Origin of the sequence: Micromonospora narathiwatensis (genome assembly GCF_900089605.1) — a bacterium.
Classification (GTDB): Bacteria; Actinomycetota; Actinomycetes; order Mycobacteriales; family Micromonosporaceae; genus Micromonospora; species Micromonospora narathiwatensis.
Window position 1 is genome coordinate 2,401,842 of sequence record NZ_LT594324.1, and the last position, 14,624, is coordinate 2,416,465.

The 14,624-nt window shown below is 73.8% G+C and carries 11 protein-coding genes; 4 read left to right on the forward strand and 7 right to left on the reverse strand.

Annotation, left to right across the window (positions count from 1 at the left end):
* Nucleotides 1-11 precede the first annotated feature (11 nt).
* The 7 genes from GA0070621_RS10440 to GA0070621_RS10470 form a co-directional block, all read right to left on the reverse strand.
* Complete coding sequence (locus tag GA0070621_RS10440) at nucleotides 12-1,043, reverse strand: methyltransferase (RefSeq protein WP_091193998.1); 1,032 nt, start codon at nucleotides 1,041-1,043, stop codon at nucleotides 12-14.
* Entirely contained in the window at nucleotides 1,040-2,218 is a 1,179-nt protein-coding gene (locus GA0070621_RS10445) for an aminotransferase class V-fold PLP-dependent enzyme (protein ID WP_231920999.1), read from the reverse strand. The genes GA0070621_RS10440 and GA0070621_RS10445 overlap by 4 nt, the downstream gene beginning before the upstream one ends.
* The gene (locus GA0070621_RS10450; RefSeq protein ID WP_091194001.1) at nucleotides 2,215-3,588 is read right to left on the reverse strand and encodes a tryptophan 2,3-dioxygenase family protein; all 1,374 of its coding nucleotides are present in this window, start codon (nucleotides 3,586-3,588) and stop codon (nucleotides 2,215-2,217) included. Before GA0070621_RS10450 ends, GA0070621_RS10445 begins: the two co-directional genes overlap by 4 nt.
* A gap of 73 nt (nucleotides 3,589-3,661) precedes the next feature.
* Nucleotides 3,662-4,378, reverse strand: coding sequence for a tryptophan 2,3-dioxygenase family protein (locus GA0070621_RS10455; protein ID WP_091194003.1), 717 nt, complete (start codon nucleotides 4,376-4,378; stop codon nucleotides 3,662-3,664).
* Between the two features lie 287 nt (nucleotides 4,379-4,665).
* Nucleotides 4,666-5,451, reverse strand: a complete 786-nt coding sequence (locus tag GA0070621_RS10460) for a hypothetical protein (RefSeq protein ID WP_091194007.1) — start codon at nucleotides 5,449-5,451, stop codon at nucleotides 4,666-4,668.
* A 35-nt stretch (nucleotides 5,452-5,486) separates the two neighbouring features.
* Entirely contained in the window at nucleotides 5,487-6,800 is a 1,314-nt protein-coding gene (locus GA0070621_RS10465) for an HEXXH motif domain-containing protein (protein ID WP_157739933.1), read from the reverse strand.
* On the reverse strand, nucleotides 6,797-7,996 hold the full coding sequence (locus GA0070621_RS10470) for an FxsB family cyclophane-forming radical SAM/SPASM peptide maturase (RefSeq protein ID WP_091202247.1): 1,200 nt from the start codon (nucleotides 7,994-7,996) through the stop codon (nucleotides 6,797-6,799). Before GA0070621_RS10470 ends, GA0070621_RS10465 begins: the two co-directional genes overlap by 4 nt.
* A gap of 284 nt (nucleotides 7,997-8,280) precedes the next feature.
* On the opposite strand from GA0070621_RS10470, the gene fxsA reads away from it, so the two are divergent.
* Genes fxsA through GA0070621_RS10490 form a run of 4 tightly spaced genes read left to right on the forward strand, consistent with a single transcriptional unit; the run spans nucleotide 8,281 to nucleotide 14,614 of the window.
* Nucleotides 8,281-8,463 carry an FxSxx-COOH cyclophane-containing RiPP peptide gene (gene fxsA / locus GA0070621_RS10475; protein WP_091194013.1) on the forward strand — a complete coding sequence of 61 codons (183 nt, stop codon included), beginning with the start codon at nucleotides 8,281-8,283 and terminating at the stop codon, nucleotides 8,461-8,463.
* Nucleotides 8,450-12,364: an FxSxx-COOH system tetratricopeptide repeat protein gene (gene fxsT, locus GA0070621_RS10480; RefSeq protein ID WP_157739934.1), complete on the forward strand. Its 3,915-nt coding sequence runs from the start codon at nucleotides 8,450-8,452 to the stop codon at nucleotides 12,362-12,364. The genes fxsA and fxsT overlap by 14 nt, the downstream gene beginning before the upstream one ends.
* Before the next feature lie 11 nt (nucleotides 12,365-12,375).
* Entirely contained in the window at nucleotides 12,376-13,383 is a 1,008-nt protein-coding gene (locus GA0070621_RS10485; protein WP_091194017.1) for a hypothetical protein, read from the forward strand.
* Between the two features lie 34 nt (nucleotides 13,384-13,417).
* The gene (locus GA0070621_RS10490) at nucleotides 13,418-14,614 is read left to right on the forward strand and encodes a cation:proton antiporter (RefSeq protein WP_091194019.1); all 1,197 of its coding nucleotides are present in this window, start codon (nucleotides 13,418-13,420) and stop codon (nucleotides 14,612-14,614) included.
* Nucleotides 14,615-14,624 lie beyond the last annotated feature (10 nt).

Sequence of the window (14,624 nt, forward strand, 5' to 3'; positions counted from 1 at the left end):
CGGCGGGCAGGTCAACGCGCTGTCTCCGGCTTGTACGCGGTGACCAGCTCCCAGGCGCCGGACAGCACCGCCACCCGCTCGAAGCCGACCTCCTTGAGCAGCCCGGTGTAGAACTCGACCTCCCGCAGCCGGCTCACGCAGCTGTCGACGCCGATCAGGAAGTAGCTCCAGAAGAACTGCATCGCCAGGCGGTCCGGGGTGCGGAACTCCTCGCCGATCACCAGCAGCCCACCCGGTTCCAACGCCGCGTACGCCTTCTCGACCAGGCGGCGGGCCACCTCGTTGGGCCAGTCGTGCAGCACCCGGACGAACGACATGGCGTCGTACCCCGCCGGGAGCGGCTCGGCGAGGAAGTCGCCGCCGACGAAGCCCAACCGGTCCGGGTGTCCCCGGTCGACCCGGGTGGCCCGCACCAGCGGTTCCACCGCCGGCAGGTTGTAGACGTCGGCCCGCAGCCCGGGGGCGCTGTCGAGCAGGTGCGCGGCGAGCGTGCCGTCGCCGCCGCCCACGTCCAGCAGGCGCCGCCGGTCCGACCACAGCCGGTCGGCGTGCCGCCGGGTCGTCTCGATCACCGGGCCGAGCCCGACGGCCATGCTGCGTTCGAAGTCGGCGGTCTGCTCGTCGGTCTGCGGCGGCCACGCGAAGTCGTCGTCGCTCATGCTGACCTCGCCGCGCAGGCTCTCGGCCAGCCGGCCGTGCAGCCGCCGCCACGGGTAGCGGTCCCGGTCCCGTTCCTGCGCGTTCGGGCCGACCACCGCCACGACCGCTTCGCGCAGCCCGGGCACCGCCCGGTAGCTGACGGTGGCGATGTCGTCGCCGGATTCGCTGCGGGTGAGGAAGCCGAGGCTCTCCAGGCAGTCGAGGAACTTGTACAGCCGCAGCGGCCGTACCCCGAACCGGGCGGCCAGCGCGTCGAGGCGGGCCGGCCCGGGCTCCAACGCGTCGAGCAACCCCATGGTGAGCGCGGTCTCCAGCACGTCCATGGCCTTGGGGCCGTTGGCGAGCAGGCTCATCAGTGCCCGCGGCGACAGGGTGACGGTCATCGGCCCAGCTCCTTCTCCAGCGCGTCCATGAACGCGTCGACCTCGTCGAGGGTGTTGTAGACGTGCGGACCGACCCGCAGGTAGCCCCGCCAACTGCAGATCATGTTCCGCTCGGCCAGCCGCCGCTTGACCGCCTCGCCGTCGGCGACGTCGAGGCACACCACGCCGCCGCGCCGGTGCGGTTCGGTGGGGCTGACCACGTCGATGTCGGCCGCCGCGGCGCGGTCCAGGACGCGCTGGGTCAGGGCCAGCGAGTGCCGTCGGATGGCGTCGACGCCCACCCCCGCCAGCAGGTCCAGGCCGACCTGGGAGACCAGCGAGGTGAGCGGGTACGGCGTCCCGCCGGCGAACCGTTGCGCGCCGGGCGCCCAGCCGGTGGACGGCAGGAAGGTCAGCGCCCGGTCTCCGGCCTGCCAGCCGGTCGCCGCCGGCTCCAGCTCCGCCACCAGGTCCGGCCGTACGTACAGGAAGGCGGTGCCGACGCCGCAGAGCCACTTGTGCGCGCCGCCGAGGACGACGTCGACGCCGAGCGCGGTCACGTCCAGCGGAACCACCCCGACGGTCTGGAAGGCGTCCACGACCACCAGGGCGCCGACCTCGTGGGCGCGGTCGACCAGCCGAGGCAGGTCGATGGTGGCGCCGGAGGTGAAGCTGGCGTGTGACACGCACACCAGCAGCGTCCGCTCGTCGATGCGTGCCGCCAGGGCGTCCTCGTCGAACCGCGGCCCGCCGGTGCCGACGACGTCGAGGCGGGCGCCGTAGCGGCGGAACGCGTTCCAGATGAACGGCACGGTCGGATATTCGAGGTCGGTGGTGACGATCCGGTCGCGCGGCGGACGGTAGTCGAAGCAGGACGCGATCCGGGCGAGCAGCGTGCTGAGGTTCGCGTCGGTGATCACGCTGCCCGGGGGCGCGCCGAGGAGGGCGGCCACCGAGTCGGCGTACCGGTCGAGGCCGACGTGCCAGCCCTGCCAGACGTCGTCGCGCCAGGTGCGCAGCGTCTCCCAGTAGCCGCCGAGCACCTGTTCGACGCCCCTGGGTACCGTGCCGGTGGAGTTGTTGTTCAGATAGACGCAGTCGGCCAGCAGCGGAAACTCGGCGCGTAGGGCCGCGTGCGCGGTGGCGTCCAGGCATTCGGGCCGGTGGCGGTCGGGGGCCAGGTCGGGTCCGCTCACTCGGGGGAGCCTCCAGTCGGGTCGGTCGGGGACGGGCGGGGACCGTCGGGTACGGCGGTGAAGACCGGGATGGCGCGGGTCGCGGCGAGGTAGGGGGTGCCCTCGGTGTAGCCGGTGCCGGGGCGGGGGCCGAGCATCCGGGTCGCCAGCCGGTGGTGCGTACGCCGCCACTGGAGCACGGCCTCGGCGAACGCCCGCATCCGCCGCTGCACCAGGTCGCGGTCCGGGCCGTCGAGCCGGCCGTCGCGTACCGCCGCCCGGAAGGCGTCGTCCACGGACGGCTGCCCGGCCCGTACCCGGTCGCGGACCTCCGGCACCGACCGGTACGCGGCCGAGTCCAGTCGCACCCCCTCCGGGGTACGGCACAGCGACTCCATGAGCTTGTAGGAACGGGACTGGATGGCACTGGCCCCTTCGGTGTACTGCCGGAAGGTCCGGAACGACTCCGGTTGCATGGTGGCCAGCAGCGAGAAGAGCGGGCTCGCGGTGGTGAGCTGGCCGCTGGCGTACGCCAGTCGGTCGGCCGCCGGTCGCGCGTGGCCGGCGGACAGCGCGGCGATCGTGGCGCGCAGCTCGTCGACGAGGCCCGCGAAGAGACACTCGTACGCCTGGAGCACCCGGATGAACAGGTACTCGTCGTGCGACACGTAGACCGGCAGCATGCTCAGCCGCAGAACGAGCTCCCGTACGCTGTCCTGGTCGGCGGTGATGCCGGCGTGCAGCGCGGCTGCCGCGGCCGGCGGCTCCCGGTCGGCGGGCGGCTCGGCCAGCCCGAGGCGGGCCACTGTGGAGGAGACGGCCCGTACCCCGAGCCGGCAGCGTTTGACCACCAGTTCCGGCGTCGGACGCTGCTCGGGCAGCAGGTCGGTGGCCCCGGACGCCGCGGCCAACTCGAAGGCCAGCGCGTCGGCGACCAGGCCGACGAGGAGCCGGTCGCGTCCCTGCCGCACGCCGGCCGGGTCGACGTCCCAGCCGGCTCCGTCGCCCTCCCCGGGTGGTTGGAAGTCCTCCCCAGGCGGTCGCCGGTCCTCCCCGCGCGGCCCGGAGCCCTGGCCCGGCAGCCCGGCGTCCGGCCCGTCGGGCCGCCCGAGCAGGCGGAGTCCCAGGTAGGTCCGGTAGTCGTAGCGACCGTCCCACTTGTCGAGCGCGACGTCGAGGAAGTCGGCCAGGAGGCGGGTGCCGGCACCGAGGCCGGTCGCCGTGGTGTCGGCCCCGGTTGGGGTCACCCGCGCCCGGACCTCGTCGAGCAGGGCGAGCAGTTCCTTTTCGACAAAGTGTTTACCGACCCGGTGGAACCTTTCCAGCACGGCGGCGTACGGGAAACGATCGGGGTCTGACGTGCCGGACAGCCAACTCGTCAGCTCGCGCACGAACGCACCTCGACATTTCCTTCCGGTAAATTGCGGGGGAGGGGGCTTGGCAATTCCGGGGCGGGTCCGAGTGTCAGGGGCGGGAGGGGTGATAATTGTCACTGCCCGACTCTCCGGTGGGGTTCACCCGGGCCTGCCACAGTTCGGGGAAGAACCGGTGCGCGGTGAGCTTGGCGAGCATGGTGGCCGGGCTGCCCGGGGTGCCGGCGGGGGCGTGGCCCCCGATCCGCAGGGCAACCTGCAAGTGCCGGACCCGCCACAGCGACACCTGCTCGTCCCAGTCGAGCATCGCCTCGGCCAGCCGGTGGACCGGGTCGCTCGGGGGCGTTCGCCGTAATCCCTCCGGGCTGATCCCCCGGGCGGCGAGGTGTTCGCCGAAGGCCCGGCCGAGCTGGCGGCTCGCGGCCTGGACCTGCCGCCAGCCGGGCGATTCGGCCCCGGAGCCGTTGCCCAGCGCCGGCTGCATCTCCTGGAACGCGGCCGGCGACAGGTGCCGGAACATGTCGAGTTCGTCGGTGATCAGCCGCACCGCGAGGGTCGCCCGGGTCAGCAGCGGCTCGGCCGCGTCCGGGTCGCCGGCGTCGACCCGGGCCACCGCCTCGACCAGCTCGGCGTGCGCCAGCTTCAGCCACAGTTCGGCGGACTGGTGCACCACCTGAAAGAGGAGTTCGTCGCGGTGGATCCGTTCCTCCGGACGTCGTTGCAGGTCGAGCAGCGTTTCCGTGCGCATGTAGCGCGCGTAGTCCGTGGTGCCGTTTCCCGGCAGCACGGCTGAGTGGTCCCGCTTCACGGAATCGACTCCTTCGATAAGCGTCGGGACAGCGACGAAAGCGACGGTGCCACGGCGCATGACTGCGGAATTATCCAACGACGAATGGCAATGTGTCACCCCCCGCTGGAGATTCAGTCGAAGCTGAATGCGGGGAGATTTACTGACTTTCCACAGTGAATTGATCTTCCTGCTAACATATGGGCCAAATCAGGCAGAGAGATGCCCCGCCGGGTGCCGGCAGGGCCGGGCGGCCGCGGGCCGACGGTCGCCGTCGGGCGCGACCACGGCCTCAGACGTGCCGACCGTCAGGCAGCCCGGTGGTTGTTGGACCGTCCCACCCGTTGGATGAGGTGCTCCACCCACCGCTGGAACTTGCTGCTGGCCCCGCCGAGCAGGCCGGTGAGTTCGTCCTCCGTCACGCCGCCCCGGGCGGCCAGCGACTCCACCAGTGTCCGCAGCTTCCGGTGGTCGTCGTCGTCCGAGCCGGCGTCGGGGGCGCCGGTCCCCAGGTGGCGCTGCACGTCCTGGAGGATCTCCATCATCTGCGGCAGCGTCTCGATGATCTGTGACAGGCCGGCCTCGTGCGGGCTGGACGATCCGCGCAGCTCCTGCAGGGTGAGGGCGACCGACATCGGGGTGACGATGTCGGCGTCTCGGCCGATCGCGTCGATGGCCCGACCGAGCTGCTCCTTGGCGGTGTGCACGCTGTCGAGGTCGGTGTGGTCGACCAGGATCGTCCGCATCCCCTGCACGTCGAAGGGGAGCTGCTGGTCCTTCGCCATCAACTGCACGAAGGGTTTGCGCAGCGCGTGCCGGACCGCCAACTCGTAGAAGACGTTGGCGTTCTGGTCGGTCAGGTCGGCGATGACCAGGTCGTTCTGGATGATGCGGTCCAGCACCTGCGAGGTGATCAGGCCCGCGCGCTCGATCTCGTCGCCGCGCACGGCGACGAAACCCCGCTCCTCCACCACCGGCCGGATGACGTGCTTGAGGATCTGGTCACTGCGTTTGCGGATCTCCGAACCCTCGGGACCGATCGGTGCGATGACGAAACACTCACGACGGGTGGTCCGGTCGTTACCCTCCCCCATGGACCCAGCGTAAGGGAGATCGGCCAGAAGCGGTGTCACCCGGTGCGTGCCGGTGTCCGCGCCCATCGCCTCCGGTGCGCGTCTAGCAGCCGGCCGGCCTCTGCCGCCGCCTCCGGCGGGACCGGCTCCCGGGCCCAGCCGCCGAGCACGTCGGCCATGCCGTCGACCAGCCGCCGGCCCACCGGCGTCAGCCGCCGCTGCCCGCCCAGCACCCGTACGGTGTCACCCGTCGCCCTGGTCCATCGCGCGAATTCGACCTCGGCGCGGTGCCGCTCCGCGCGGTCACCCGCCGCCCGGCGCTCCCGGCGCCAGAACCCCGCCACGCCCAGATGCGCGTACGCGCCGTGCAGCAGGCCGTCGAGGGGGCGGGGATCGGGGCGCCACGGCGCGTAGAAGAACTCCGGCGGTCCGGGCTCCACCAGCGCGAACATGTCCGCCAACGCGGCCAGCTTGAGGTGCTGGATCTCGTGGGCGAGCGTGACGGCCGCCGACCGGGAGTCCGGCGGCAGCGACATGGCCACCGACCCGAAGGCGTGGTGGAAGGTGCCGCTGCGGGTGCCGGCCGGGGGAGGGGCGACCGGCAGCAACGCCCGCAGCGCCGGCGAGATCTCCTCGGCGACCGGCCGGTGCCCGTCGACCAGGACTCGCCACGCCCCGTCGAGGCGGTCCCGCCAGCGCCGCGGGTCGGTGACGCCGCCGGCCCGGTGGCCCGCCCCGCTGGGGACGTGCCGCCACGCCCGGGTGTCCAGCAGCAGGGACAGCGGCAGTCCGTGGTGCGTGAGCCGCAGCCGGGGCACGGGCAGCCACCGGTGGTCGGCCGACGGACCGGCGCCGATCTCGATCCGCTCGCCGGCACAGCGCACCTCCGCCCGCCCGGCGGCGCACCGGATCCGGGCGCGGGCCGCGTGCGCCGGGACCGCCACCGTGCCCAGGCCGGGCAGGTCCAGCCGGCCGGGCGTGCCGGCGGCGAGCGGGACGTCGAGGTCCGCGTCGACGCCGGACCGGACGGCCGCGGCCACCGCCACGGCCGCCAGCAGCCCGGGGTACGCCGACCGGTCGCCCCGGCGCAGCAGCGACGCGGTGCCGAACGCCCACGCGGCGACCGGCGGATGCCCGAGCGCCGCCGCCCGCTCGTCGGGGCGCAGGCTCGCCAGGACCTGGTACGCCGCCTCGACCGCCGCCCGGTCCGGATGGCCCGTCTCCCGCGCCAGCAGCACCAGCGTCCGTACCAGCAGCAGGGTCTTGCTGCGCTGCGCCGACGCCAACCGTGCGACGGCGTCGGGCCCGCCCCGGCCGGCGGCGAGCTCGTCGAGGACCGACCCCGGCAGCAGGTGTACGGGCGGGTTCACCGCGACGCCGCCCGCAGCGCCGCCACGTCCCGGCGTACGGTGTGCCGGACGTGGTCGATCAGGGCGTACAGGTCGGCGCAGTAGACCGACGGATTGTCGAAGCCGTTGCCGGCGCGGTACCGGTGGGTGCGCAGCCCGCCGCCGCACACCCGGCCCAGCTCGCAGGCGCGACAGGTCGCGCAGAGCGCGTCCCGGCCGGCCTGCTGCGCCCGTACGGCCGGCAGGTCGAGCGCGGCGTCGAACGGGTCGCGGGCAACGTGCAGCCCGGTGCGCGCCGCGTCGGCGTGGGCCGCGCCGAGCGTGTCGTCCAGCTCGATGGCGCCGTCGGTCTGCACCACGGCCACCGCGACCGGGCTGGTGCCCACCCCGGCCAGCCGGGACGTGCCGCCGAGCAACACCTGGATGATCTCGTCGAAGAGGCGGACCCGGACGGGCGGCCCGGGCGTGTGGTACCACTCGTCGAAGACCGCGATCAGCCACGCCGCGTACGGAGTCTGCCGGGGGTCGGGCGGTCGGCCGGGCGGGGGAGTGCTCCAGGTGCCGTGCGGCAGCAGGAAGTCGACTGTGGGCGGTCGGTGCGCCAGCAGGGCCCGGTAGGTGGTGACCGGATCGTTGCGCAGGTCGACCGTGCACAACAGACCGTTGAACAGTCGCGGATATCCGGTGGTCAGCCGGCGTAGCCCGGCCGTGACCCGGTCGTGGCTGCCCCGTCCGTCGGGGCCGCGTCGGTGCCGGTCGTGGGCGGCCCGGTCACCGTCCAGGCTGACGCTGACCCCGATCTCGAGGCGGTCGAACAGCCGCAGGAACGGCTCGTCCAGCCGGGTGCCGTTGGTCTGCGCCGTCACCCGTACCGGCACCGGCGCGGCGGCCTGTCGGATTTCCGTCACGGCCCGTTCGATCCGCGCGGTCCCGGCCAGCAGCGGCTCCCCGCCGTGCAGGATGACGTCCACCCGGTCGAGCCGGTGCGCCCGGGCGTGCTCGCCGATCCGGTGCGCCGTCTGATCGAGCACCCGTTCGGGCATGGACCGGGGCCGCGAGCGCCAGCGCTGGTCGGCCATGGTGTAGACGTAGCAGTGGTCGCAGGCCAGGTCGCACCGGCTGTGCAGCTTGACCACGAACTGTCGGAACGCGACGGCGGGCGCGGGGCGGGCCGCCGTGCCACCGGCCGGCCGGTGGCCGTCCTCGGATCCGGGCATCAGCCGCTCCGCCATCATGTCGGTGGCCGGTCCGGCCGCCGTTCGAAACGTCCAGCATACATTGACGTGCACCGCTCAGCTGGGCGTCCTCAGGAGATGCGCCAGCCACGCGCGGTCCTGTCCGGACCGACGGGACGGCCGACGGCACGCCCGTCACCGCAGGCCACCAGGGAGGCGGCCCACCGTTATCATGAGCACACGCAGCGGATCTGGCCACCGGTCGATGTCCGGCTTCGTGGCAGGGGCGACCGTGGTGTGGGACGCAGACAGGCGGTGATCGGGGGATGGACACCGGGGAGGATGTGTTGCGCTCCGATCTGATCGACCTCACCGACCTGGATCCCGCCGCGCTCGACGCGTTGCCGAGCACGGTTCTCGTGGCGGCGCTGCGCCGGCTGGAACGCCGCAGCGCCGCCCCCGGCGACCAGTACGCGGGCTTCGAGAGCGCCCTCGATGGCGAGGACTGACCCGATGGGCGGCCCGTCCACCCTGGCCGGCGTGCCGCACCACCGTCCCGCGCCCGGCCGGGCCGCCCGGCCCGGCGCCGACGAGACGCCCGGCACCTGCACGATCGTGTCCTTCGTGTCACCGACCAACGGCACCGGGCGCAGCAGTGCCGTCGCCAACGTCGCCTGGATCCTCGCCGGGAACGGCAAGCGGGTCCTCACCGTCGACTGGTGCGCCCGTACGCCCCGGGTCTACGACTACCTCCGCTCCTTCCAGGTGGACGCCGTCCCGGCGGCCGGCGTGCTCGGCGGGGAGCTCGCCACCCTGATCTGCCCGCATCCGGACGGTCCGTCGCACCGGGCCGCCGCGGTGATCGCCCCGCCCGCGCCCGAGCAGGGCACCCTCTACCGGTACGCGGTGCCGGGTTCGAGCTTCGGGTTCGACATGGTCGGGGTCGGCGCCGACGCCGAGGAGCGGCCCGAGGGCGACCCGGCGCGGATCCGGCAGCTGCTGCAACACGCGCCGTACGACTACGTCCTGATCGACACGCCGGTGGACCTCACCCTGACGGGCATCACCCACACCGCGGTGCTCAGCGACGTCGCGGTGGTCTGCATGCCGCCCCGCCGGCAGGCGATGCAGCAGGCCGCCGAGCTGACCGGTCAGCTCCAGCGGCAGGCCACCGGCGGCATCCGGGTGCTCGCCGCGCCGACGCTGCGCGACGTCAGCCAGCCCTGGTACGGCGAGGACCGCGACTCGGCCCGCCGGGCCTTCGCCCGGCTGCTCGACGGATCCGCCCGCGACGCGGCCCCAGTCGTGGAGATCGTCGAGGTGCCCCAGCAGTCCTACGACACGTACGACGACGTGCTGGCCGCGCTGGCCGACCAGCCCGGCGACGCGACCAGCCTGCTGGCGGCGTACGAGCGGATGACGTCCTGGATCAGCGGGGGCGCGGTGGTCGGCGCGGCGGTGGTGCCGGAGCGGATCCGCCGCCGCTACCGGCGGGGCGTGCTGCTGGAGCGGGCGGAGAGCATCGACGACATCGTCGTGCTCTACGACCCTGTGGACCGGCCGTGGGCCGACTGGATCGGCGGACATCTGCGGCGGGCCGACGTGCGCGTGCGGCGCCGCGCCGTGCGGCCCGGCGCCCCGGTGGTGGTCGAGGCGGACACCACCGTCCTGGCCGTGCTGTCCCCGAGCGTGCTCCGCGCGGTCGGCGCCCGGCTCTCCGCCCCGCCCACGGGCGCCGACGGCGACGACGCCGAGGTGCTCGGCGTGCTGACCGGCGGCCGGGACCCGGCGGCGCGGGTCGACCCGAGCCGGCTCGTCGACCTGCGGACCGCGGACCCGGCCCGGGCGCAGTCGCTGCTGCTGAGCCGGCTCGGTCTGATCGCCCCGGCCCAGCCCGGCGGGGACCTGCGGGCGGTCTCGCGCTACCCGGGCGAGACGGATCGCCGGCTGCGGACCAACCTGCCGCCGCGCAATGAATCCTTCGTCGGCCGGGGCGAATACCTGGAACGGCTGCGCGACCGGCTGACCGACAGCAGCGGCCCGGTGACCCTCACCGGCGGCGCCGGCGTCGGCAAGAGCGAACTCGCCCGCGAGTTCGCCCACCGGTTCGCCTACGACTACGACCTGGTCTGGTGGATTCCGGCGCAGGACCGGGAGACCGTGCAGACGAGCCTCGGCGAGCTGGCCGACGAGATCAACGCGGTGGACGGCGCCGGGGCCGCCGAGTCGGCGCTCGCGGCGCTGTCGACGCCCCGCGGCGCCGTCGCCCGGTGGCTGCTGGTCTACGACAACGCCGACGACGGGACCGTGCTCTCCACCGACCTGATGCCCCGCGCCGGCGCCGGGCACGTGCTGATCACCTCCCGGGACGACGGGTCCTCCAACCTGCCCGCGCCGCTGGAGGTCGCGGCGTTCACCGGGGACGAGAGCGTCGCCATGCTGCGGCGGGTGCTCGGGATCAGCACCCACGACGCCCGGTCCATCGCCGTCGCCCTGGAACACCTGCCGCTGGCCCTACGGCTGGCCACCGCGTGGATCCGCCAGAGCGCGCGAGCGCTGGAACGCGACGGCGTACCCAGCCTCGAGGCGGTGAGCCGCTGTGTCGCCGAACTGCTGGCCCGGCTGCGCCTGCGCCCCGACGTGGACCCGGCCGAGCGGATCCCCGGATCGCACACCTCCACCGTCGCCCGCGTCCTGGACATCACGCTGGCCACCCTCCAGCACACCGACTTCGGGCCCCTGGCGATCCACCTGGCCGAACTCAGCGCGTTCCTCTCACCCGAGGGCATCGGGCTGCCGCTGCTGCGGTCGGCGTCGATGCTGACCCAGCTCGCCGCCGCGGCCGGCGTCGACCCGCAGGAGTTGCTGCTCACCGCCGGCGAGATCGATCTCGTGCTGACCGTCGGGGCGCGCTTCGGGTTGTACGACGTCGACTGGGGGCGCGGCGCGGCGCTGCGGATGCACCGGGCCATCCAGGTCCTGCTGCGCGAGGGGATCAGCGAGCCGCACCGGCGCGAGCGGCACCGCCAGGTCCTGCACGGCCTGGCCGGGTACGCGCCGACGGACCCGGAGGCCGACGACCCCCGCTACGCCGACGTCTTCGACGAGCTGCAACGACACCTCGTGCCCTCCGGCGCGCTGGAGGCGGACGACCCGCAGGTGCGGCACTGGGTCGTCAAGCAGCTGCGCTACCTCTACCTGCTCAACGACAGCGACGCGTGGCAGTCCGCGTTGCAGCTGGCCGAGCCGGCGTGTGAGCGGTGGCGGACCGCCGGTGGCGTCGACCAGCTCACCATGCGGCTGTTCGTCCAGGCCGCCAACCTGCACCGGGCGCTGGGCCACTACCAGGACGCCCTGCGCCTCGACGAGGAGGTGCTCAGCGAGCAGCGCCGCCAGCACGGGCTGCGGCACTTCCGTACCCTGATCGCCGGTCGCGGCCGGGGCGGTGACCTGCGCGGGCTCGGCCGCTTCGAGGACGCCCTGGTCGAGGACCAGGCCACCTTCGCCGGCTTCCAGGCGGTGGTCGGCGACGACCACCCCAACACCCGGATGGCGGTCAACAACCTCGCGATCTCCTTCCTGCTCACCGGGGACGCCCGGGAGGCGCTGCGGCTCGCCCGCCAGGAACGGGACCGGCGGATGACGTTGTTCGGCCCGGAGGATCCGCGGACCTGGCGGGCGTCGTGCCAGGTGGGCACCTTCGAACGGGAGGTCGGCGAGTACGACCAGTCGCTGGCCACCCTGCGTGCGGCGCTGGAGCGCGTCCACGAACTCCAGGCCGCCGGCCACCTCGACGAGCTGCGCGTCAACCGCAGCCTCGCGGTCACCGAGCGCCGCCTCGGCCTCACCATCGCCGCCAAGAAGCGCAGCACCGAGACCTTCCGTGGCTACCGCGACCACCTCGGCGAGGACCACCCGCTCACCCGCTCCAGCCTGCTCAGCCTGGCGGTGGACTACTACCGCACCGGCGACGCCGCCATCGCCGTCCAGCACGCCATCCGCTGCCTGCGCGGCTACGAGCGGCAGCTGGAGCCCGGCCACCCGTTCAGCGCGGCCTGCTCGGTCAACCTGGGTCTGTTCCAACGCGGCGCCGGCGAGTACGACCAGGCCGTCCTCGACGGTGAACGGGGTCTGCGCGCGCTGCGTACCAGGCTCGGCGACGCCCACCCGTGGGCACTGACGGCGGCCACCGCCCAGGCCGGCCACCTGGCCGCCCGCGGCGACCTCGACGACGCCGCCCGGATCCAGGAGGAGACGCACCAGACCTGCGTGCACTATCTCGGCCGGCGCCACCCGTGCACCGTCGACGCCGCGGCGAACCTCGCCGCGATCCGTGCACTGCGCGACGGCAACACCGCCGACGGCCCCTCCGCCTTGACCGACACCGACATCGACGTGCCGCAGAGCTGAGGAGTGACGAGGTGACGGATCCGCAGCTGCTCGACGCCCTGGCGGAGGAGTCGGCCGAGCAGGACGTCCCGGGGTTCCTCAAGAAGCGGGACCTGTGCCGAGGGCTGCTGCTGCGCGGCTGCGGCGTCTACCACATCGCGCACTACACCACCGGCGTGCTCGACTTCGCGCTGGACCTGCTGGCGCACGAGTCCGCCCCGCCCGCGGTCGACGACGCCGACCTGGCGCAGCGCCGCGACGTCCACCGCCGGGTGGGCGCCCAACTGGTCTACCGGGCGAACGAACTCAACCGGCGGCTGGGGGAACTGCAGAGCGGAGCGCTGATCCGGACGGTCGCCCAGACCCGCGCCGGTGTCGTCTTCTGCAACTCGGTGGTCGGCAGCGAGCACGTGGTGGGCTTCGGTGCGACCCCGACCGCCGTCGGCGCGGTAGCCGATCCGACCGGGGCCAGCGAGATCGACCGGGCCGCCGCCGCGCTCGCCAGCGACCTGCGCCATCTGGTGCGGCAACGGTCGCAGAATCCGGGCGGCTGGCTGACCGCCGGGGACGCCCAGCCGTCGCAGGAGCCACCGGCGACCTCCGGCGACACCGTCCCGCCCCACGTCGACGGCTCGACCGACCCTGGCGGGATTCTCGCCGCGGCACTGCGGCCCGCCGGGCTGCACTACCTCAGCCATCACCGGGCGGGGGAGCAGGTGTCGGCGGTCGACATCCTGGAGCACCCGGACCTGGAGCCGTTCTTCAACCGGGGCATCACCGTGCCCGACCGCCGCAGCCGCTACCAGCGCCTCGCCGCCGACCTGTCGCTGCTGGCGTTGCAGGTCAGCCGGGACCTGCGCCGGGCGGTCGTCGGCGACGTCGCGCGGCTGGTGCTCGACGTGGAGATGGGGGCCGTCTACTACTACCGGCTCGCCCCGGACGACTACCTGTTCGGGGTCACCCTCGACCAGGACGCGGTCAGTCAGGCCGACAACGCCGTGTGGACGGTGGCGCGGCAGCTCACGGGGCTCGCGGCCTGAGGCGTACGTGAAACCACTGGCACGATCGGCGGCAGTGCTCGGCTCCGGGCTGGCCGGCCTGCTGGTGGCCTGGGCCGGTGACCTGCACGGGCTGGAGAACTCCCCGTCGTATCTCCTGCTCGCCTCGACCCTGCTGGCGGTGGGCCTGGTGGGCAGCACCCGGGACATCAGCCTCGCCGAGGTCCGCGCCCACCTGTCCACGGTGCTGCTCGCCGTCACGGTCGGGGTGATCGCCAAGGCGGCGCTCATCGCCGGGGTCATGTTCCTGGCCTTCCACGATCCGGCGGCGCTGGTCCTCGGCGTGGCCGTCGCGCAGATCGACCCGCTGGCGGTGGCCGCGATGAGCCGCCCGGACCGGACGTCGCCCCGGGCCCGGTCGATCCTGTCGATCTGGGCGTCGTTCGACGACCCGGTGACCGTCCTGGTGACCGTCTACTTCTCCGCGGTCGCGCTGGACCTGCGCGGCGGCGGCAGCGGCACCGCGCCCGGCCTGCTCGGCGACCGCCCCGTCGACCTCCTGCTCGCCTTCGCCGCCAACCTCGCCCTCGCCGCGGCCGCCTGGCTGCTGTGGAAGGGGATGCGGGCCGCCGGGCTCCGCGAGGGCAGCCCCGCCGGGCCCCGCACCCGGGCGGCTCTGCGCTGGACGGCCGTCGCTCTACTGGTCGTGCTCGTCCTCGTCGCGGCCTGGCAGTTCCTGATGCTCGGCCTGGCGATCGCCGGGCTTTTCTTCCGGCCGCGCCTCGGCCCCGTCGTCGGCCGGTCCACCCAGGCCGCCTACCTCGTCGCCACCTTCCTGCTCGGCCTGCTGCTCGTGCAGGGCGTCCACGTGGTCGAGGGACTGGTACTCGGTCTGGCCGCGGTGGCCGCCCACCTGCTGGTGTCCCTGCCCATCTCGCGGGGCCTGCCGGCGGCCGATCGGCGCTACCTCGCCTGGGGGCAGCAGAACGGGCTGACCGCGATGATCCTCGCCCTCGTGCTGGAGCGCGACTTCCCCGGCACCGTCGGGGTCGTCGCCACCGCGATCATCGTGATCAACTCCATCCACGCGCTGGCCACCGTGCTGCTCGACCGGCGTCGGCCACCGACGGCTCCGGGTGGTGGCGCGGCGTCGGACCCACCGAGCCGCAGCGGTCGGAACGGGCACCCCGACCCGGCGCCACGGGATGCCGACGGCGGGCTGCCCCGGATGCGCGAGGTCCCCCCGACCGGGGCGCTCGAACCGGATCGGTGACCGCGGACGC